At 72.4% G+C, this 18,331-nt stretch carries 19 protein-coding genes; 11 read left to right on the forward strand and 8 right to left on the reverse strand.

The genetic code is table 11. From position 1 onward, the window contains the following. Positions 1–76 precede the first annotated feature (76 nt). Positions 77–1,240: an IS4 family transposase gene (locus DNK56_RS14000; protein WP_111329449.1), complete on the reverse strand. Its 1,164-nt coding sequence runs from the start codon at positions 1,238–1,240 to the stop codon at positions 77–79. A 120-nt stretch (positions 1,241–1,360) separates the two neighbouring features. Here DNK56_RS14000 and DNK56_RS35930 point away from each other — a divergent pair, with 120 nt between their 5' ends. From DNK56_RS35930 to DNK56_RS14025, 6 genes are all read left to right on the forward strand, one after another. Further along, positions 1,361–1,786: a polymorphic toxin type 30 domain-containing protein gene (locus tag DNK56_RS35930; RefSeq protein ID WP_241989865.1), complete on the forward strand. Its 426-nt coding sequence runs from the start codon at positions 1,361–1,363 to the stop codon at positions 1,784–1,786. A 20-nt stretch (positions 1,787–1,806) separates the two neighbouring features. Beyond that, positions 1,807–2,127 (forward strand): hypothetical protein, encoded by a 321-nt coding sequence (locus DNK56_RS34710; protein ID WP_146610487.1) that lies wholly within the window; start codon positions 1,807–1,809, stop codon positions 2,125–2,127. Between the two features lie 887 nt (positions 2,128–3,014). Next, a complete protein-coding gene (locus DNK56_RS36705) occupies positions 3,015–3,278 on the forward strand; it encodes a hypothetical protein (RefSeq protein ID WP_111333969.1) in 264 nt (87 codons plus the stop codon). 246 nt (positions 3,279–3,524) lie between these two features. Further along, positions 3,525–4,259, forward strand: a complete 735-nt coding sequence (locus tag DNK56_RS14015) for a CHAT domain-containing protein (protein ID WP_111333970.1) — start codon at positions 3,525–3,527, stop codon at positions 4,257–4,259. A gap of 150 nt (positions 4,260–4,409) precedes the next feature. Continuing rightward, on the forward strand, positions 4,410–4,553 hold the full coding sequence (locus DNK56_RS14020; protein ID WP_111333971.1) for an SCO1431 family membrane protein: 144 nt from the start codon (positions 4,410–4,412) through the stop codon (positions 4,551–4,553). Positions 4,554–4,817: 264 nt separating this feature from the next. After that, positions 4,818–5,990, forward strand: a complete 1,173-nt coding sequence (locus DNK56_RS14025; RefSeq protein ID WP_111333972.1) for an acyl-CoA dehydrogenase family protein — start codon at positions 4,818–4,820, stop codon at positions 5,988–5,990. A gap of 396 nt (positions 5,991–6,386) precedes the next feature. Here the strand turns inward: DNK56_RS14025 and DNK56_RS14035 are convergent, their stop codons facing one another. Beyond that, positions 6,387–6,782, reverse strand: a complete 396-nt coding sequence (locus DNK56_RS14035; protein ID WP_111333976.1) for a hypothetical protein — start codon at positions 6,780–6,782, stop codon at positions 6,387–6,389. A gap of 202 nt (positions 6,783–6,984) precedes the next feature. Between DNK56_RS14035 and DNK56_RS14040 the strand changes: the two genes are divergently transcribed. The 4 genes from DNK56_RS14040 to fxsA all read left to right on the forward strand — a co-directional run bounded on the left by DNK56_RS14040 (position 6,985) and on the right by fxsA (position 11,081). Then, positions 6,985–7,425 carry an Lrp/AsnC family transcriptional regulator gene (locus DNK56_RS14040; RefSeq protein WP_018103953.1) on the forward strand — a complete coding sequence of 147 codons (441 nt, stop codon included), beginning with the start codon at positions 6,985–6,987 and terminating at the stop codon, positions 7,423–7,425. Between the two features lie 68 nt (positions 7,426–7,493). Continuing rightward, positions 7,494–9,134, forward strand: a complete 1,641-nt coding sequence (locus DNK56_RS14045; RefSeq protein ID WP_111333979.1) for an amidohydrolase — start codon at positions 7,494–7,496, stop codon at positions 9,132–9,134. Positions 9,135–9,661: 527 nt separating this feature from the next. Next, on the forward strand, positions 9,662–10,429 hold the full coding sequence (locus tag DNK56_RS14050; RefSeq protein WP_111333981.1) for a polyprenol monophosphomannose synthase: 768 nt from the start codon (positions 9,662–9,664) through the stop codon (positions 10,427–10,429). 61 nt (positions 10,430–10,490) lie between these two features. Then, positions 10,491–11,081 (forward strand): FxsA family membrane protein, encoded by a 591-nt coding sequence (gene fxsA, locus DNK56_RS14055; protein WP_111333984.1) that lies wholly within the window; start codon positions 10,491–10,493, stop codon positions 11,079–11,081. A gap of 106 nt (positions 11,082–11,187) precedes the next feature. Here the strand turns inward: fxsA and DNK56_RS14060 are convergent, their stop codons facing one another. From DNK56_RS14060 to yczE, 4 genes are all read right to left on the reverse strand, one after another. After that, the gene (locus DNK56_RS14060) at positions 11,188–11,562 is read right to left on the reverse strand and encodes an RNA polymerase-binding protein RbpA (protein ID WP_003959706.1); all 375 of its coding nucleotides are present in this window, start codon (positions 11,560–11,562) and stop codon (positions 11,188–11,190) included. 275 nt (positions 11,563–11,837) lie between these two features. Next, positions 11,838–13,214, reverse strand: a complete 1,377-nt coding sequence (locus DNK56_RS14065; protein ID WP_111333986.1) for an MFS transporter — start codon at positions 13,212–13,214, stop codon at positions 11,838–11,840. Between the two features lie 56 nt (positions 13,215–13,270). Next, complete coding sequence (locus tag DNK56_RS14070) at positions 13,271–14,035, reverse strand: glycerophosphodiester phosphodiesterase (protein ID WP_111333989.1); 765 nt, start codon at positions 14,033–14,035, stop codon at positions 13,271–13,273. Beyond that, positions 14,032–14,694, reverse strand: coding sequence for a membrane protein YczE (gene yczE, locus DNK56_RS14075; protein ID WP_111333992.1), 663 nt, complete (start codon positions 14,692–14,694; stop codon positions 14,032–14,034). The genes DNK56_RS14070 and yczE overlap by 4 nt, the downstream gene beginning before the upstream one ends. 101 nt (positions 14,695–14,795) lie before the next feature. On the opposite strand from yczE, the gene DNK56_RS14080 reads away from it, so the two are divergent. Then, a complete protein-coding gene (locus tag DNK56_RS14080; RefSeq protein ID WP_111333995.1) occupies positions 14,796–16,295 on the forward strand; it encodes an SCO1417 family MocR-like transcription factor in 1,500 nt (499 codons plus the stop codon). A gap of 101 nt (positions 16,296–16,396) precedes the next feature. Here the strand turns inward: DNK56_RS14080 and DNK56_RS14085 are convergent, their stop codons facing one another. Both DNK56_RS14085 and DNK56_RS14090 read right to left on the reverse strand, forming a co-directional pair. Beyond that, positions 16,397–17,989 carry a hypothetical protein gene (locus DNK56_RS14085; RefSeq protein ID WP_111333997.1) on the reverse strand — a complete coding sequence of 531 codons (1,593 nt, stop codon included), beginning with the start codon at positions 17,987–17,989 and terminating at the stop codon, positions 16,397–16,399. A gap of 44 nt (positions 17,990–18,033) precedes the next feature. Then, the gene (locus DNK56_RS14090; RefSeq protein WP_018103962.1) at positions 18,034–18,228 is read right to left on the reverse strand and encodes a hypothetical protein; all 195 of its coding nucleotides are present in this window, start codon (positions 18,226–18,228) and stop codon (positions 18,034–18,036) included. Positions 18,229–18,331 lie beyond the last annotated feature (103 nt).

The raw sequence follows: 18,331 nt of genomic DNA on the forward strand, positions 1-18,331 counted from the left end.
GCTGCGTTTGGTGGCGCGGGGTGCGGCACGTCCGGGGCGGGGACGGACGGCCTCGCGGGTCAGGTCGGCCTGGATGTCACGGATCCTGGCGGCCAGTTGCCGAGGGGGGAAAGTCCGCGCCGACGGAACGTCGGGCGGCGGCGAGGGTGTTCTTGAAGCTGATGTGCGAGACGGGGAGGTTCGCGTGGTGGGCGGCGTCCACGGCCAGGTCGTGTACGGCCTGGTAGACGCAGAGCATGGCCCACAGTTCCTGCTCGACCATGGCGGGACTGTTGGACCGGAGGGTCGCGGTGCGTCCTCCCCGCTGTTCGATCTTGATGTGCTTGAAGATCGTCTCGCTGGTCCAGCGGGCGGTGTACAGCTCTGCCAGCTCTGCGGCGGGTGCCGCCTCGGGGTCCAGGAGCGTGGTGATCAGGCAGAACAGCTCCGAGGTCTCCTCACTGTCGCCGTCCGCGCCGATCGTGGTGGTGACCACGGTGTACTCCACGGCGCGCACGGTGATCCGGGCGCCGCGCGGCCCGTTCAGGCGGGTGAGGAAGGTGCCGTCGGCCAGAACCTCATGCGGCCGCAGGGTGAAGGAATCCGAGACCCGCCACAGGAGTTCGGCCCCGGTGACCGCGGCTGCCCGCCACAGCTCATAGGCTGGAAAGCCCCGGTCGGCCATCAACAGGATGCCTTCCCGCAGGTGCACCAGGAGGCGGGCGGCCAAGGTGCGCTCGCCGACGGCGAAGGAGTCGAAGACCGCACCGATCAACGCCTTCGTGCCGCACTCCACCAGCGCGAGGAGCCTCACCTGCGGGTACGGTCCAGGCCGATTTCCGTTGGAGGCACGGGTGTAGGCGGCAGCGTTCGCCTCGCTGTCAGGAACGTCCAGCAGTGTGCCGTCCATGGAGGTCAGCCGCAGCCCGCGCCAGAAAGCCCCCGGCGTGGCCGCAGTGCCGGTGCAACCGGCGACCCGGTCGAAGAGCAGTCGCAGCGGCCCCGCACCCAGCCGGGCCCGCGCCGTTGTCAGAGACCCCGTGCGCGCCGGACGCCACACCTCCCGCGCCCGGCGCGGCCAGTGCTCCACCAACTCCCGCAGCACCAGGCCGTATCCGTCACCGCTGAACAGCCACATCGTCAGGACGAAATACACCATCAGCCGGGCCGGCAACGACCGGGTCCGCTCCTCGCGCGCCCCCGCCTCATCGACCACGAAGTCGACCAGCTCGGGCGTGAACGTACGCGACAGCACCCCCATCCGGACCCGCTCCGGGTACGTCTCACCAACTATGTGATCTCTCGGCACAAGACCGAGACTCTACGCGATCATGAACTAAGCGAGCGACGTTGGGAGCCCGCCCCCAATCCGGCGACGTATGTGACCAACCCGCATGCATGGGCCGATCCACTGGGCTTGGCCCCTTGTCCCTCCCGCGTCGAAGGCGGCGGCTGGGACGTGCGTGGCCGCAACCCGCTCGACATCGTTCCCGGCGATGCGGAGATGCGGACACTGAAACCGGACCCCAACGGTGGAGCGCAGAAAGGAGTGGAATATAAATGGCAGGATTCCGAGACAGGAAATACAGTTCGACTTCGTGTGCACGACAAAGACGGAACCGCCCCGCCCGGCTCCAACGCGGCAAATGGGGGCATCTACCGTTTATCGATCGGCGGAAGATATCAAGACGAAGCAGGAAACCTGTATCATCGACAGGTCCACAACCCGAACAGTCCGAATTACAATGATAATGCAGCTCACGCCACGCACATTCCTTGGCCGACGCAGTTTCCTCTTCCGTACTAGTGACGAACGGATGTTCCGGAGTGAAGTCCCATGAATTCATCAGGATTGCGCGAACGATCCTGGAAGTCGATGCGCAAGGACGAGAACGCGCGGCTGACGAAGTGACCGACCACGTCGCCGCCTATACGTCTGCCCAAGTGTCGGCTCTGGCTACGCTCCTGGCGGCAACCGCCGCATCGGAAAAGGGGAACGCCGCCCTGGAAGCCGAGTTGCATGCCATTATCGAACTCACATCGACCGGACATGTCCGTCCTGACGACCTTTTGCCTCTGCGTGAAATCACCCTCGATGACCTTCCCTCTCAGCTCTGCGAATACGTCAGCGATCTACTTGAAGGATGATGAACGAAGACTGGGAAGACAGGACCGGCCATCTGGTCACTCGGTCCGCTGGACATCAGTCAAGTCGCCGGCATGAGCCCTTTCCTCGACCTGGTGCCCGGCCCGTGCGCAAGACGGGGCCGCTGGTGCTCGCTGACCTCGATCCTCCTCGTCTGCGCCTGCGCGGCCGTGTCGAGAGCGAGAAGCACAGAGTCGACATCCGCTGTGGTGGCGTCGTTCCCCTCGCGAACCACGCTCGGCCGCGTGCCGACGGTTGTCGGCGGTGGCGTCCTGGACCGGACCGTCGGCGCCCACCTCACCGACCGGAACACCGCAGGAACAGCTTCGGGGAAACGACAGGTGATCGCGGGCGACGGCAAGTCGCCGAGAGGGTCGGCCCGCCTGTCCGACGGCCGAGAGTATCTGCTCCGCGGGGACCCACCACAGGGCCCTGCCCCTCGCACAGGCGGAGGTCGAAGCGAATACGAACGAGACCATGCGCTTCCGGCCCTTGCTCGAACCACTGGACTTGGGCGGATCTCTGAACGCCTTCGACGCCCGCATTCGGTCCAGGCGAACGTCATCTGGCTGGTCGAGACGAAGAGGGCCCACTACATCGCCCTGATCAAGCGGAACCAGCCGACCGCCTACTGGCAACTCACCGCCCTGCCCAGACATAGCCTCCCCCATGGCTGCCCAGCCCTCGGCGTCCACAGACGCCGCGAACAGAGCGGTGGGTGTGAGAGCCGCGAGTCGGTTTGTGCCGTCACCAGTCTCGACGCCCACGAGACCACTCCGGCCGCACTCGCACCCGCCACGACACCACCCGTGGCCGCTGGTACCTGACCGCGTCCTGGCAGCGCCCCACCGCAACCACCGTCCCCCTGGAAACGGCCCTGGCCCGGGGCGTGATCGGGTTCGACACCAACGCCGGCCACGCCGCCGCCCACCACCTCGCCCCCCACAGCAATTCCGTCGGCGAACCCCACCGCTTCGCCTACGGCCTCACCGGCACCGCACCCCACCGCGACGCCCGGCTCCGCCATTCCCTCACCCAACTCCTGCACTGGGCACGGCAGACCGACGGAGGTGCGGTTGCCATCGGGGACGTCGACTTCGGCGCGGAGAGACCCCGAAGAAGCACGGGCGCCGGAGACGCCTCCGGCAGCTGATCTCCGGCATCCCCACCGGCAGACTCAAGGCCCGGCTCGTCTCCATGGCCGCCGAGCAGGGGCTCGCGGTCGTTGCGGTCGATACGGCCTACACCTCGATGTGGGGCGGTCGGCACTGGCAGAAGCCACCGACCATCCAACACCAGAAAATGTACCGTCAGACGCCGCTGGTATCGCGATCGGGCGACGCGCCCTCGGGCACTCCATCAGGGATGGGGTATCCCCTGCTCGAACGATGCCGAGAGCTTGGGGAATTCCGAGGGGGCTGGAGCACGAGCGGTCCCGCCGGCGCGGGGGCTCTACCCCCGGCCGCGCCTGCTGGCCCCGGAGGCGGGCCGCCCGCCCGGCGGGGCGTCCGGCCGGCCGGTCCGGAGCCCGGACGGCACGACGCGGCCCGCCGAGATCCTGGCGGAGATCCGCCGGGCCGCCCTCGCGCACGGCATCGTGGACGTCTCCGCGCATCTGCTCCCCGACCCCTCGGACAGCTGGCGCTCGCACCTCGCCTTCGGCGCGGTCCCCGGTCCGGACGGGACGCCGTCCGGGGACGTCGACCGGCTCTCCGTACAGACCATCGCCGCGCAGCGGTTCCCCGTGCCGGAGCGCGGCCCCGGCCTGTGCGTCTCGCTGGCCTCGTGCATGAACGGCCTGCCCCGCCGCCACCACGACGAGTCGTTCACCATGGCGGCGGCGTTCCTGGCCGGGGGAGCCTCCTGCGTCCTCGGCTCGCTGTGGCCGGTCCGGCTGCACGCGACGGCCCTCGTGGACCTCCTGTTCCACCACGGGCTGCGTACGGGCCAGGCCCCGGCGGACGCCCTGCGCGGGGCGCAGCTGTGGATGGCCGGCCCGGAACGGGAGCTGCCCGCGTCGCTGCCCGCCGCCGTGCGGAGCCTCGCGACCGAGCTGCTGGACGCCCTGGTCGCCTCGGGCCACGACCGGGCGGACCCGGCGTTCTGGGCGGGGCTGGTGGCCGTGGGCCGCTGACCGGTACGGGGGAGGGCCCGGCCGCGCCCGCACCGGGCGGCGGCCGGGCAGTGACGGATCTCTCTCCCCGACGGGCCCGCCGGGCTGGCACTGTGGTCGGGTCCGGCCGCGTGCCGGGCACCGCCCCACCGGCCGACCGAACGAGATGCCATGACCGCACACACCGCCACCGCCGCCCGCCGCCGCTCCCGTACCGGAGGCCCCGACGACGGCCCCAAGCTCCTGGAGCACCTCGCCGGCTGGACGCTCGTGGTCGTCGTCGCCATGCTCATCACCCGGCTCGGCCTGCTCTGAGCCGTACCCCTCCCCGCCCGGCCCGGCGAACTCCGCCACCCGCGGACCCGGCTGATCGTATGTTCGGTCAACCGGTGACGGACGCCATCCGATCGGGCATACTCGACCCGCCACAGCCGTCTGCCTGCGTCTCTCGTAATCCGGGAGGGCAACATCGGCTGGAGTGCAGTGATTTCGGGCATCGCCCGGAGATCCCCCCGGCGGCGCCGCTCACACCCCGCGCGCGCGACCGCCGCAACGCCCGACAGGGAGGAGAGCGCCGTCATGTCCGACCGAGCACCGCAGTGGGTCGAACGCAGTCTGCCCACCGAGGAGTCCCGCGAGCTCATCGCGCTCGTCCGCGACATCGCCCAGCGGGAGATCGCGCCGTACGCGGCCGAGGAGGAGGAATCGGGCCGGTTCCCCCGCGAGGTCTTCGCCCTGCTCTCCGAATCCGGTCTGCTCGGACTGCCCTACGACTCCGAGCACGGCGGCGGCGACCAGCCGTACGAGGTCTACCTCCAGGTCCTGGAAGAGCTCGCCGCCGCCCGGCTCACCGTCGGCCTCGGCGTCAGCGTCCACTCCCTGGCCTGCCACGCGCTCGCCGGCTACGGCACCGAGGACCAGCGCGGCGAACACCTGCGGGCGATGCTCTCCGGCGGCCTGCTCGGCGCCTACTGCCTCTCCGAGCCCGCGTCCGGCTCCGACGCCGCCTCGCTGCGCACCAAGGCCGTACGGGACGGCGACGACTGGGTCCTCACCGGCACCAAGGCGTGGATCACCCACGGCGGGATCGCCGACTTCTACACCGTCCTGGCCCGCACCGGCGTCGAGGGCGCCCGCGGCATCACCGCCTTCCTCGTCCCCGGCGACACGGCCGGGCTGAGCGCCGCCGCCCCCGAGAAGAAGATGGGCATGAAGGGCTCGCCCACCGCCCAGCTGAACTTCGACGGGGTGCGCATCCCCGACTCCCGCCGGATCGGCGACGAGGGCCAGGGCTTCGCGATCGCGCTGTCCGCGCTGGACTCCGGCCGGCTCGGCATCGCCGCCTGCGCCATCGGCGTCGCCCAGGCCGCGCTGAACGCGTCCCTCGACTACGCCACCGGCCGCAAGCAGTTCGGCCGCCCCATCGCGGACTTCCAGGGCCTGCGCTTCATGCTCGCCGACATGGCCACCCGGATCGAGGCGGGCCGCGCGCTCTACCTGGCGGCCGCCCGGCTGCGGGACGCCGGCCGCCCGTTCTCGCGCCAGGCCGCCATGGCCAAGCTCTTCTGCACGGACGCCGCGATGCAGGTGACCGTCGACGCCGTCCAGGTGCTCGGCGGCTACGGCTACACGCAGGACTTCCCCGTCGAGCGCCTGATGCGCGAGGCCAAGGTGCTGCAGATCGTCGAGGGCACCAATCAGATCCAGCGGATGGTCATCGCCCGCCACCTCGCGGGCCCCGAGTCCCGCTGACCCGCGGCGGCCGGTCCGACCACACGGGTGTCGTCATGATCCGGTTCCAGTCCTGGTCATGGCGGCCCGGCAGGGTCCGGCCGGTGCTCTCCCAGTGCCGCAGCAGCGCCCGGTAGATGGGCGGATCGCTCGACTGCGGCACCGCGCGCGGCGCGGAACAGGGAGCTTCGGACCGCGACGCCGGTACGGAACCGGGCTGCGGAACCGATTCTTCGGGAGGCGGGGCGACAAGACGGCGGCGACCTGGGCCTGCCGTGGAATGCAGCGGGGTCATACCCGCCCAACGCCCCGCCGCGCGGCGGGGTCACTGGTTGTTCGATTAGGGCGCTTGTTCACCCGGTCGCTCCGGCTGCCGGGCCGCTCGCGCACCCCGGCCGCACCTGTGGGAGGAGGGGCTCAGGCCGCCTCGCGCCGGGGCTGGCGCGGCACCCGGATCGGGCGCGAACCGGCGCCCCCGGCGTGCGAGAAGGGCTGCGTACGCCAGTCGAGGCCCTGCGGCAGCGTCAGCAGCAGCGCGGTCTCCTGCTCCTGCGTCCCGTCCGCCTCGGCCGGACGGTCACCGGCGGCGCGACCCGTACCGGGGCACACCGTCAGCACGAACGGATTCCACGGGGACGGGCACAGCGCGTGCTCCGGAAGCACCTTCTCGTCCGCGAGGAGCGCGATGGGCTGCGCGCAGTCCGCGCAGACGACCCGGCGCATCTCCAGGGTGTCGTACGCGTCGGGAGCGTCGTCGTCGAACGGATCGACGGGTTCCGGTTCGGTACGTCCGGTGAGTTTCAGGTTCGGCATGGGAAATCCCCCCTCGGATGGGCCGCAGCGACACTGTGGCCTCGGCCACAGCAAGCACTTCCCGCCACCACTCGGCCGTAACCGTTCCGTGTCCGACTACTGGCCCGTAAACATGTGGCGTTGGTCACATGCCGGGTGCAGGTGCTGTCCCAAGGGCTGGGCAGCTGTGCCGGGAACGACTCATGGCCATAGATTGATCCGTATGGAGGAGCTGGACCGTCACATCGTGGAGTTGCTCGTCAAGGACGGGCGGATGAGCTACACCGACCTGGGCAAGGCCACCGGCCTGTCCACCTCGGCGGTTCATCAGCGCGTCCGCAGGCTGGAGCAGCGCGGGGTGATCCGCGGCTACGCCGCGGTCGTCGACCCGGAGGCGGTCGGCCTGCCGCTGACCGCGTTCATCTCGGTCAAACCCTTCGACCCGAGCGCCCCGGACGACATCGCCGAACGGCTCGCGGGCGTACCCGAGCTGGAGGCGTGCCACAGCGTGGCGGGCGACGAGAACTACATCCTCAAGGTGCGCGTGGCGACCCCGCTGGAGCTGGAGAACCTGCTGACCCGCATCCGCTCGCTCGCCGGCGTGTCCACCCGCACCACGGTCGTCCTCTCCACCCCGTACGAGGCGCGCCCGCCGCAGATCTGAGCGACACCCGCGCCGGTCCGGAGGGGGCGCGCACGGGGCGGCGCCCGGCGCGCGGGAGACTGGTCCCCATGACCGAGAGCACCGCCCCCCAGAGCGACCACCGCACCGTGCTGCTGCGCGGTGGAGACGTCCACAGCCCCGCCGACCCCTTCGCCACCGCCATGGTGGTCGAACGCGGCCATGTCGCCTGGGTGGGCTCCGAAGGGGCCGCCGACGCCTTCGCGAGCGGCGTGGACGAGGTGATCGACCTCGAAGGCGCGCTGGTCACCCCCGCGTTCACCGACGCCCATGTGCACACCACCTCCACCGGCCTGGCCCTCACCGGACTCGACCTCTCCGGCGCCCGCACCCTCGCCGACGCCCTGGACCTCGTCCGCGCCCACGTCGCCGCCCGCCCCGCCGACCGGGTCGTCCTCGGCCACGGCTGGGACGCCACCCGCTGGCCCGAGCGGCGCCCGCCCTCGCGCGCCGAACTGGACGCGGCGGCGGGCGGCCGGCCCGTCTACCTGCCCCGGATCGACGTGCACTCCGCCGTCGTCAGCACCGCCCTGCTCGACCTGGTCCCCGGCGTCACCGCGATGGCCGGCTACCACCCCGACGGCCCGCTGACCGCCGCCGCCCACCACGCGGTGCGCGCCGCCGCCCACGACGCCGTCCCGCCCGCCCAGCGCGCCGAGGCCCAGCGGGCCGCGCTGCGCCACGCCGCGTCCCTGGGCATCGGCACGCTCCACGAGTGCGGCGGCCCCGACATCTCCGACGAGAACGACTTCACCGGGCTCCTGAAGCTGGCGGCGGAGCGGCCCGGCCCGCGCGTCTTCGGCTACTGGGCCGCCGAGGTGGCCGACGAGAAGGACGCCCGGCGCGTCCGCGAACTCGGTGCCGTCGGCGCGGCCGGCGACCTCTTCGTGGACGGCTCGCTGGGCTCCCACACCGCCTGCCTGCACCAGCCGTACGCCGACGCCCCGCACTCGGGCACCGCCCACCTGGACGCCGCGAGGATCGCCGCCCATGTCGCCGCCTGCACCGAGGCGGGGCTCCAGGCCGGTTTCCACGCCATCGGCGACGCCGCCCTGACCGCGGTCGTCGAGGGCGTGCGGGCCGCCGCCGAGAAGGTGGGCCTCGGCCGGGTGCGCGCCGCCCGGCACCGCGTCGAGCACGCGGAGATGCTGACCCCCGAGACCATCGCCGCCTTCGCCGAGCTGGGTCTCACCGCCTCGGTGCAGCCCGCCTTCGACGCCGCGTGGGGCGGCGAGGACGGCATGTACGCCCAGCGGCTCGGCGCCGGCCGGGCCGCCACCCTCAACCCGTACGCGGCGCTCCTGCGGGCCGGGGTGCCGCTGGCCTTCGGCTCGGACAGCCCGGTGACCCCGCTCGACCCCTGGGGGACCGTACGGGCCGCCGCCTTCCACCGGACGCCCGAGCACCGCGTCTCCGTGCGGGCGGGCTTCACCGCGCACACCCGGGGCGGCTGGCGGGCCGTGGGCCGGGACGACGCGGGGACGCTGGTGCCCGGCGCCCCGGCCGACTACGCGGTCTGGCGCACCGACGAGCTGGTGGTCCAGGCGCCGGACGACCGGGTCGCGCGCTGGTCCACCGACCCCCGGTCGGGTACGCCGGGGCTGCCCGACCTCAGTCCGGGCGCCGACCTGCCGGTCTGCCTGCGCACGGTGGTGTTCGGACACACTGTCTACGTACGGCCGAACGAGTGACGTGCGGATGTTCCGCTGAGCCGATCGAAGGCGGGTCGGTTCTCCCGCTACCAGGGGATCTTCCGGACTGACCAGGGCATTTCGGAAATCATCGCAGGTCAGGCGGCTATTGACAGAATGCGCCCATCGGCCGGTAGGTTCGGCCGAGTCCACCACAGGACGTCCGACCGGTTGGACCTCCACGCAGTCGTCGAACGCCGCTGGGTCACGGGGTGGTGTGCCGCACCGGCGCACCACCACTGACAGCCAGGTTCAGCGCCCGCGCCTCGGGGGCGAGGGAAGGTCCCAGCCGGTCGGAGGGTGTGACCCGGGTGGGGCCCGGACGTTCAGTAGACAACGGCTCTAGGTCGACCCGCAGCCAGCGGGTCCCAGGTCGGCCCGAAGGACACCGGGCCCCGATCCGCACTTCTGTCCCCGATTCCGCTCTTCTGTCCGCCGTGACGCCCGCGCCACCCCCACCGGGTCGGCGTTCCGCGCCGCCGCGCTCGATATGGTGTGTACCTGTGTACGGACGTGAGGGGCAGTAAGTGAACGACGGCGGTCAGCGGCAATTCGGTCCGCTCGGCAGTGTCTTGGTGATCATCCCGACCTACAACGAGGCCGAGAACATCAAGCCGATCGTGAGCCGGGTGCGCGCCGCCGTGCCGGAGGCCCATGTGCTGGTCGCCGACGACAACAGCCCCGACGGCACCGGCAAGCTCGCCGACGAACTGGCCGCCGCCGACGACCAGGTGCACGTCCTGCACCGCAAGGGCAAGGAAGGGCTCGGCGCCGCCTACCTCGCCGGTTTCCGCTGGGGCATGGAGCACGACTACGGCGTCCTCGTCGAGATGGACGCGGACGGCTCCCACCAGCCCGAGGAACTGCCCCGGCTGCTCACCGCGCTCAAGGGCGCGGACCTGGTCCTGGGCTCCCGCTGGGTGCCCGGCGGCCGGGTGGTGAACTGGCCCAAGTCCCGCGAGTTCATCTCGCGCGGCGGCAGCACCTACTCCCGGCTCATGCTCGGCCTGCGCACCCGCGACGTCACCGGCGGCTACCGCGCCTTCCGCACCGAGACCCTCAAGGGCATCGGCCTGGACGAGGTCGCCTCGCAGGGCTACTGCTTCCAGGTCGACCTGGCCCGCCGCGCGGTCGAGGCCGGCTTCCACGTCGTCGAGGTCCCGATCACCTTCGTGGACCGCGAGATCGGCGACTCCAAGATGAGCCGGGACATCCTCGTCGAGGCGCTGTGGCGCGTCACCGCCTGGGGTGTCACCACCCGCACCAACAAGGTGCTGGGCCGCCGCACCCCCTGAGCCCGGCTCCGCCGGTCACCCCCTTACGGCGTACGGACGCGGCGCCAGGCACACTGGGGGCATGACGACCGGCACACCGCCTCCGACCGCCCGCAGGCGCTCGCGCGCCCGGACCTTCGTACCCCTCGCCGTCGCCGCCTGGGCGGTGCTGGAGATCTGGCTGCTGATCCTGGTGGCCGACGCCGCCGGCGGACTGGCCGTCGTGATCCTGCTGGCCGCCGGGATCGTCTTCGGCGGCGCCGTGATCAAGCGGGCCGGCCGCCGCGCCTTCGCCAACCTCACCGAGACGCTCCAGCGGATGCCCGGACAGCCGGGCGCGGACGGCTCCGCCCCCACCACCCCGGAGAGTGGCCGGGGCAACGGTTTCCTGATGCTCGGCGGGCTGCTGATCATGATCCCGGGGCCGCTCTCGGACGTGGCCGGACTGCTGCTCCTGGTGCCGCCCGTCCGCACGGCCCTCAGCCGGTACGCGGAACGCTCCCTGGACCGGCGCATGCGCGAGGCCGCCCCCGGCGGCTTCTCGGACGCCTTCCAGCAGGCCCGTATCCACCGCCCGGACGGCAAGGTCGTCCAGGGCGAGGTCATCCGCGACGAGCCGCCCCGCCGCGACACCGGCCCCGAGGACGAGCCGCGCCCCCCGCTGGCCCCGTGAGCGGGGCCGGGCCCGCCCCCGGCCGTAGCAGCACAGAACCGCGGGCCGCGACACACAGTGCGTGTGTCGCGGCCCGCGGTTCTGTCGCTGTGCCGTACCTACCCGGTCAAGCAGACTTCCTGCTGTCCCGGGGGTGCACGGCGATGTTCATCGCCCCGGAGCGAAGGACGGCCAGCCGCTCGGCCAGCACCTCCTCCAGCTCCTCACGCGTGCGCCGCTCCATGAGCATGTCCCAGTGCGTACGCGCAGGCTTGCCCTTCTTCTCCTCGGGGCCGTCCCCGTCCACCAGGAGTGCCTGGGCGCCACACGCCTTGCACTCCCACTCCGGCGGAATTTCCGCCTCAACCGAGAACGGCATCTCGAATCGATGTCCGTTCTGGCATGCGTACTCCACCGCCTGGCGCGGGGCCAGATCGATGCCGCGGTCCGTCTCGTAGCTGGTAACCACGAGTCGCGTGCCGCGGAGAGCTCGCTCACTCATGAATCGTGCCTCCCGGGCTGGTCGCCCACAGGACAGGTGTCGCTGTCGTCGTCAAATCGGTCAACGTCCGGTCGCCGGCAAAGATTCCCGTTACCGGTCATGCGTCGCCCGTCGTGCCGCTGATTTTCAGGTTTCCCAGGGTTCAAGTACCCGCCCTTACCCGGTTTGTCACATTTGACGGAGGATGTCACCCAACGATTCGGTGGCTTCCGTGCGAAGCAACGGTCATCCGGGGCAGGCCAAAGGCGTACACTACCGGCCTTTCACTTCAACGTCTAAATCCGCTCGGGTACGGGGTTTCCCGCCGCCGCCACCGCACGCTCCAGCGGAACCCGCGCCAGCAGCACCGAACCGACCACGAAGAACACCACCAGCGAGATGATCGCGTCCCGGTAGCTGCCGGTCAGCTGGTAGGCGAGACCGAACACCAGGGGCCCCAGCCAGCTCAGCCCCCGGTCGCTCATCTCGTACGCCGAGAAGTACTCGGCCTCCTTGCCGCGCGGCACCAGATGCGAGAACAGCGACCGCGACAGCGCCTGGCTCCCGCCCAGCACCAGCCCGATCGCCGCCGCCAGCACATAGAAGAAGGCCGGCGAACCGGCCGGCAGGAAGTACCCGGCGACCAGGATCAGCGTCCACACCACCAGCGAGCCCAGGATCGTGCGCTTCGCGCCGTACACCCGGGCCAGCCGCCCCATCGCCAGCGCCCCGGCCACCGCCAGCACCTGCACCAGCAGCACCGCCGTGATCAGCGTCGTCTGGCCCAGGCCCAGTTCCTCGGAGCCGTACACCGACGCCTGCGAGATCACCGTCTGCACGCCGTCGTTGTACACCAGGTACGCGAGCAGGAAGGACAGGGTCAGCGGATGGCGCCGCATATCGGCCAGCGTGGCCCGCAACTGCCGCCACCCCGAGCCCACCGGCGCGCCCCGGCCCCCCGCCGCCACCTTCCGGTCGCGCAGCCGGCGCAGCGGGATCACCGTGAACACGCCCCACCACACACCCGCCGACGCCAGGCAGATCCGGACCGCCTCGGACTCGGAGAGGCCGAAGGAGTCGTGGCCCGAATACAGCACCAGGTTGAGGACGAGGACCAGCGCCCCGGAGGTGTAGCCGAACGCCCAGCCCCGCGAGGAGACGTCGTCGCGCTCGTCGGGCTCCGCGATCTGCGGCAGATAGGCGTTGTAGAGCATCATCGCCACCGCCGTCGCGGCATTCGCCACGATGAGCAGGAAGGCCCCGAGCAGATAGCGGTGGCCGTCCAGGAAGAACATCGCCGCCGTCGCGGCGGCCCCGGTGTACGCCGCCACCGCGAGCAGCGGCTTCTTGCGCCCCGTACGGTCGGCCGCCGCGCCCACCACGGGCATCAGGACGATCGCCAGGACGAGCGAGGCCGACACCGAGTAGGCGAACAGCGACCCGGCGCGGACCGGGATGCCCAGCGGGTGCACGAAACCGTCCGCGTCCGCCGCCGCCTTCGCGACCGACGTCAGATACGGGCCCAGGAACACCGTGAGGACGCTCGTGGAGTAGACGGAGCACGCGAAGTCGTAGAAGTACCAGCCGCGCTGCTCCCGGCGCCGCCCGGCCGCGTCGTCCGGGCCGGACCCGCCGTCGGCCGGCTCGGTGGTGTCTGCGGTCCCGGCCGTCATGGTGCCCCCTGGAATGTCCCCGTGCGGACGCCGGCCGCACGGCGGCGGCCGGCGGGTCAGACCCAGGCCCCCCGCTCGCTCAGCACCGTGCGCAGCGTCCCGATGTGATCGGTCATGATGCCATCCACGCCGAGGTCCAGGAGCGCGGCCATCCGTTCCGGTTCGTTCACCGTCCACACATGCACCTGGAGCCCCCGCGCATGGGCCTCCCGCACGAAGCGCCGGTCCACCACCCGGATGCCGTTCTGGCGCTCCGGCACCTGCGCGCACACCGCCCCGGACCGCAGCGCCGCCGGGATTCCGTACGAGCGCAGCCGCAGCCCGAGGACCCCGCGCACCCCGTACGATGTCGCCAGGCGCGGCCCGGCCAGCCGCTGGGCCCGGGCGACCCGCGCCTCCGAGAACGAGCCGACGCACACCCGGTCCCAGGAGTCCGTCGCCCGGATCAGCGCCAGCAGCGGCTCCAGAGCGGCCTCCGCCTTGACGTCCACGTTCCACCGGGCCTGCGGAAACGCCTCCAGCAACTCCTCGAACAGCGGCAGCGGCTCGCGCCCGCCGACCCGGGCCCGCCGTATCTCGCTCCACGGCAGCTCCGCCAGCCGGCCCCGGGCGTCCGTCACCCGGTCCAGCGTGGCGTCGTGGAAGGCCACCAGGCGGCCGTCCGCCGAGGTGTGCACATCGGTCTCGAAGTAGCGGTACCCGGCGTCGGCGGCCCGGCGGAAGGCGGCCGCCGTGTTCTCGATGCCGTCCGCCGCGCCGCCCCGGTGGGCGAAGGCGAGCGGAGCGGGATGGTCCAGGTAGGGGTGGCGTTCGGAAGTCACCGACGCAGTATGGACCGCCGGCGCCCGGAGCCGGCGGCCGCGGGGGAGCCCTGCTCCGGGATCGCGAAGACACGGAGGAAGACCTGCGCGAGCGGGCCGATGGCCAGGGCGTACAGGACCGTGCCCGCCCCGACCGAACCGCCGAGCAGGAACCCGCTGACCACGACCGCCACCTCCAGCGCCGTGCGCACCAGCCGGATCGACCGGCCGGTCCGCCGGTGCATCCCGGTCATCAGGCCGTCGCGGGGGCCCGGCCCGAACCGGGCGCTGATGTAGAGGCCCGTCGCCACCCCGTTCAGGACGATCCCCGCCGCCATCACCCCGGCCCGCACCGCGAGACCGTGCGCCTCCGGGACGAGCGCCAGCGTCGCGTCCATCGCGAGCCCCACCGCGAACACGTTGGAGACCGTGCCGAGACCCGGCCGCTGGCGCAGCGGTATCCACAGCAGCAGCACGATCGCGCCGATGATGATCGACACCACGCCGATGCTGATGCCGGTCAGCTCCGCGAGCCCCTGGTGCAGCACGCCCCACGGCTCCAGACCGAGACCGGCGACGACCAGCAGCGCCGAACTGGCCCCGTACAGGGCGAGCCCCGCGTACAGCTGGACCAGCCGTCGGACGAGGTGCGCCCCCTGCGGAACGGCGGTCTCGGACAAGGGGTCCCCCTGGAGTGGTGGTTGTGGACTGCTCCATGTCACTCTGTGGCAGGTGATCGGCCACCAACCATGGCCAATTCAAGGAAGGTGGACTGATTCTCATGGCGCAGTGGACTTCGGCGGTGGGGGCGGCCCAGCTGGCCCGGCAGCTCCAGGCCCAGCAGCAGCGGCCGGCCGGCCCCGGCAGCCGCCGCCCGCCCGCCTACCGCGCCCTCGCCGACGGTATCCGGCTGCTCGTCCTGGAGGGCCGGGTCGCGGTCGCCGCCCGCCTCCCCGCCGAACGCGAACTGGCCCTGTCCCTCTCCGTCAGCCGCACCACCGTCGCCGCCGCCTACGAGGCGCTGCGCGCCGAGGGCTTCCTGGAGTCCCGGCGCGGCGCCGGCAGCTGGACGGCCGTCCCGGCGGGCAACCCGCTGCCCGCGCGCGGCCTGGAACCGCTGCCGCCCGAGGCGCTGGGCTCCATGATCGACCTGGGCTGCGCCTCGCTGCCGGCCCCCGAACCCTGGCTCACCCGCGCCGTCCAGGGCGCCCTGGAGGAGCTGCCGCCGTACGCCCACACGCACGGCGACTACCCGGCCGGACTGCCCGCCCTGCGGCAGATGATCGCCGACCGGTACACCGCCCAGGGCATCCCCACCATGCCCGAGCAGATCATGGTCACCACCGGCGCCATGGGCGCCATCGACGCCATCTGCCACCTCTTCGCCGGGCGCGGCGAGCGCATCGCGGTGGAGTCCCCGAGCTACGCCAACATCCTCCAGCTGATGCGCGAGGCGGGCGCCCGGCTGGTGCCGGTGGCCATGGAGGAGGGGCTCGGCGGCTGGGACCTGGGCCGCTGGCGCCAGGTGCTGCGCGATGCCGCGCCCCGCCTCGGCTACGTCGTCGCCGACTTCCACAATCCCACCGGGGCGCTGGCCGACGAGGACCGCCGCCGGGCGCTGGTGGACGCCGCGCGCGCGGCCGGCACCGTCCTGGTGGTGGACGAGACGATGCGCGAACTGCACCTCGACGAGGACCTGGAGATGCCGCGCCCGGTCTGCGCGTTCGACCCGGCCGGCAGCACGGTCCTGACCGTGGGCTCGGCCAGCAAGGCGTTCTGGGCGGGCATGCGGATCGGCTGGGTACGAGCCGCACCCGACGTGATCCGCAGCCTGGTCGCCGCCCGCGCGTACGCCGACATGGGCACCCCCGTCCTCGAACAGCTCGCGGTCAACTGGCTGATGCGCTCCGGGGGCTGGCAGGACGCGGTCCGGCTGCGCCGCGAGCAGGCCCGCGACAACCGCGACGCGCTGGTGGCGGCGGTGCGCCGGGAGCTGCCGGAGTGGGAGTTCTCGGTGCCGGACGGCGGGCTGACCCTCTGGGTGCGCACGGGTGGCCTCTCCGGCTCGCGCCTCGCGGTGGCCGGCGAGGGCGTCGGCGTACGGGTGCCCTCCGGGCCCCGGTTCGGCGTGGACGGGGCATTCGAGGGGTACGTGCGGCTGCCGTTCACGGTGGGCGGCCCGGTGGCGGACGAGGCGGCCCAGCGGCTCGCCCAGGCCGCCCGCCTGGTCGGCGCGGGAGCGGGCGCGGGCGCCGAGGCCCCCCGCACGTTCGTCGCCTGAGCCGCGGAGCCGGGGAGCTGGGGAGCCGCGGGGACGCGGAGCCGCGAAGACGGGGCGCGGGGGGACGGGGCGCGGGGGGACGGCGGCGGGCCCGCGGCGGCTCAGTCGCCGAAGGCCACCGCCTCCACCCCGGCGGGCGCCGCCGCCATCTCGACCGGGGCCGGCTCCTGCGGCGCCCCCGCCTCGAACGCCGTGCGCCGCTCGGGCAGCAGGCTCAGCACCGCCGCGCGCTGCGCCTCGCTGGTGGCGTCGTCGTACGGGTCGGGCGTGGCCGGGACCTGGATGCGCAGGACCGGGCCGGTGCCGAAGCGGGCGTAGCCGCGGCCGGGCGGGGCGTCCGGCGGCGGGGTGGTGTGCGGTCCGGTGCCGAGCACCGAGGCGATCTGCTCGGCGGAGCAGTGGCCCAGGACCACCCGCGCCCTGGTGTGCGTCCTGACGGACTCGCCGAGACCGCCGAGCTGGTCGAACGCCTCGGCCAGCACCACGACGACACCGGCCGCCCGGCCGTGCCGCAGCGGGATCTGGAGGAGTTCCTGCGGGCCGGGCGCGCCGTCACCGGCCGGCCGGGCGAGCGCGCTGGGCCGGTCCAGCAGAATCCACAGCGGCCGCAGGCAGTCCTCGGGGACCGGGTCGCCGGCCTGCCGGGCCCGGTTGGCCTCGATCAGCCGGCGCTCCGTCTCGTTGGCCGCCCACTCCAGCGTGGACAGCGCGCCGGCCGGCCCGCACTCGACGGCCAGGACGCCCTCGCGCCCGGTGAAGCAGGCGTACTCGCCGGTGCCGCTGCCCTCGACGATCAGGACGTCGCCGTGCTGGAGGGCCTGCAGGGCGATGGACCGCAGCAGAGTGGTGGTGCCGCTGCCGGGCTGCCCCGCGACGAGCAGATGCGGTTCGGTGGAGCGGGCGCCGGTGCGCCAGACGACGCCGGGCGCGTCGCGGCTGCCGGCGCCGTCGCTCACCGGGACGGTGCGGCGTACGGCGTCCTCGTCCGTGAAACCGAGGACCGTCTCGCCGGGGGCGGTGACGAAGCGCTGGGCGGACAGCGAGGTGGGCAGCGCGTCGAGCACGCTCATCAGGAGCCGGTTGCCCTCCTCGTCCCAGCCGAAGTGGTACTCCCGGCCGCGCCCGGACTTGGCGTGCAGCAACTGCTCGATCCGGGACCGGGACTCGGGCTCGCTGTCGGTGAAGTACGCGGGGTAGGCGACCCGGAGCCGTGAGACCCGGCCGTCGCCGTCGAACGCGAAGTCGCTGAAGACCTTCTCCCACTCGCCGCCGCGGCGGTACAGCGGATCGGGGTCCTCGGTCGCGGCGAAGTACGGCACGAGCGCCTCGTACAGGGCCCGCAGCCGGGCGGTCTCCGCCTCGTCGGGGCCCGTCCGGACGGGGGTGCGGTCCCGTCCCGTCCAGGCGGCGGCGCCCATCACCGCGACCAGGGCCAGCAGCGGCCCGTACGGTGCGAGCGCCACCACGAGGACGCAGGCCGCGACGAGGAACAGCGTGGGACCACGCCGGTCCTTGGGCGTCGCGGCCCATTTCTGCCGTCCCGCGCCGGCCAGCAGCCGCAGACCGCGCGTGAGCGTGATCAGCGGATGGAGTACGTCGGTGGCGCTGTCGGCGGCCGTGCGCGCGAACTCGCGACCGCGAGTGATCGAAGCGCCGCCGCTGCTCAGAATGCGGGGGAGTGGTCGCCGGGCCACATCTGTCTCCTGTGTCTCGCGAAGGCCGGTGCGGGGGCGGACGGTCAGAACTTGATTCCGCCCAGGAGGCCGGCCAGGCTCGCGCCGCCCGCGGTGATGCTCGGTGCGATGGCGGTGCCGGCCAGGTAGAAGCCGAACAGGGCGGTGACGAGGGCGTGCGACGCCTTGAGCCCGTCCTTCCTGAAGAACAGGAAGACGATGATGCCGAGGATGACGACGCCGGACATGGAAAGAATCATGAGTGGTTCTCCTGGTCGGGGGGACGGTCACCATGAGTCCTTCCAGGCTCACCCCAAGTGTCCGTAGGATAAAAGGCGCATTCAGGTGAAAAGGCGGATTATC

It is taken from the genome of Streptomyces sp. AC1-42W, from assembly GCF_003248355.1.
In the GTDB taxonomy this organism is placed as follows: domain Bacteria; phylum Actinomycetota; class Actinomycetes; order Streptomycetales; family Streptomycetaceae; genus Streptomyces.

Coding starts and splice junctions, on each gene's coding strand:
- DNK56_RS14000 (WP_111329449.1), bottom strand. CDS start 1,240: ATGGGGGTGCTGTCGCGTACGTTCACGCCCGAGCTGGTCGACTTCGTG.
- DNK56_RS14020 (WP_111333971.1), top strand. CDS start 4,410: ATGACCGCACACACCGCCACCGCCGCCCGCCGCCGCTCCCGTACCGGA.
- DNK56_RS14025 (WP_111333972.1), top strand. CDS start 4,818: ATGTCCGACCGAGCACCGCAGTGGGTCGAACGCAGTCTGCCCACCGAG.
- DNK56_RS14035 (WP_111333976.1), bottom strand. CDS start 6,782: ATGCCGAACCTGAAACTCACCGGACGTACCGAACCGGAACCCGTCGAT.
- DNK56_RS14040 (WP_018103953.1), top strand. CDS start 6,985: ATGGAGGAGCTGGACCGTCACATCGTGGAGTTGCTCGTCAAGGACGGG.
- DNK56_RS14045 (WP_111333979.1), top strand. CDS start 7,494: ATGACCGAGAGCACCGCCCCCCAGAGCGACCACCGCACCGTGCTGCTG.
- fxsA (WP_111333984.1), top strand. CDS start 10,491: ATGACGACCGGCACACCGCCTCCGACCGCCCGCAGGCGCTCGCGCGCC.
- DNK56_RS14060 (WP_003959706.1), bottom strand. CDS start 11,562: ATGAGTGAGCGAGCTCTCCGCGGCACGCGACTCGTGGTTACCAGCTAC.
- DNK56_RS14065 (WP_111333986.1), bottom strand. CDS start 13,214: ATGACGGCCGGGACCGCAGACACCACCGAGCCGGCCGACGGCGGGTCC.
- DNK56_RS14080 (WP_111333995.1), top strand. CDS start 14,796: ATGGCGCAGTGGACTTCGGCGGTGGGGGCGGCCCAGCTGGCCCGGCAG.
- DNK56_RS14090 (WP_018103962.1), bottom strand. CDS start 18,228: ATGATTCTTTCCATGTCCGGCGTCGTCATCCTCGGCATCATCGTCTTC.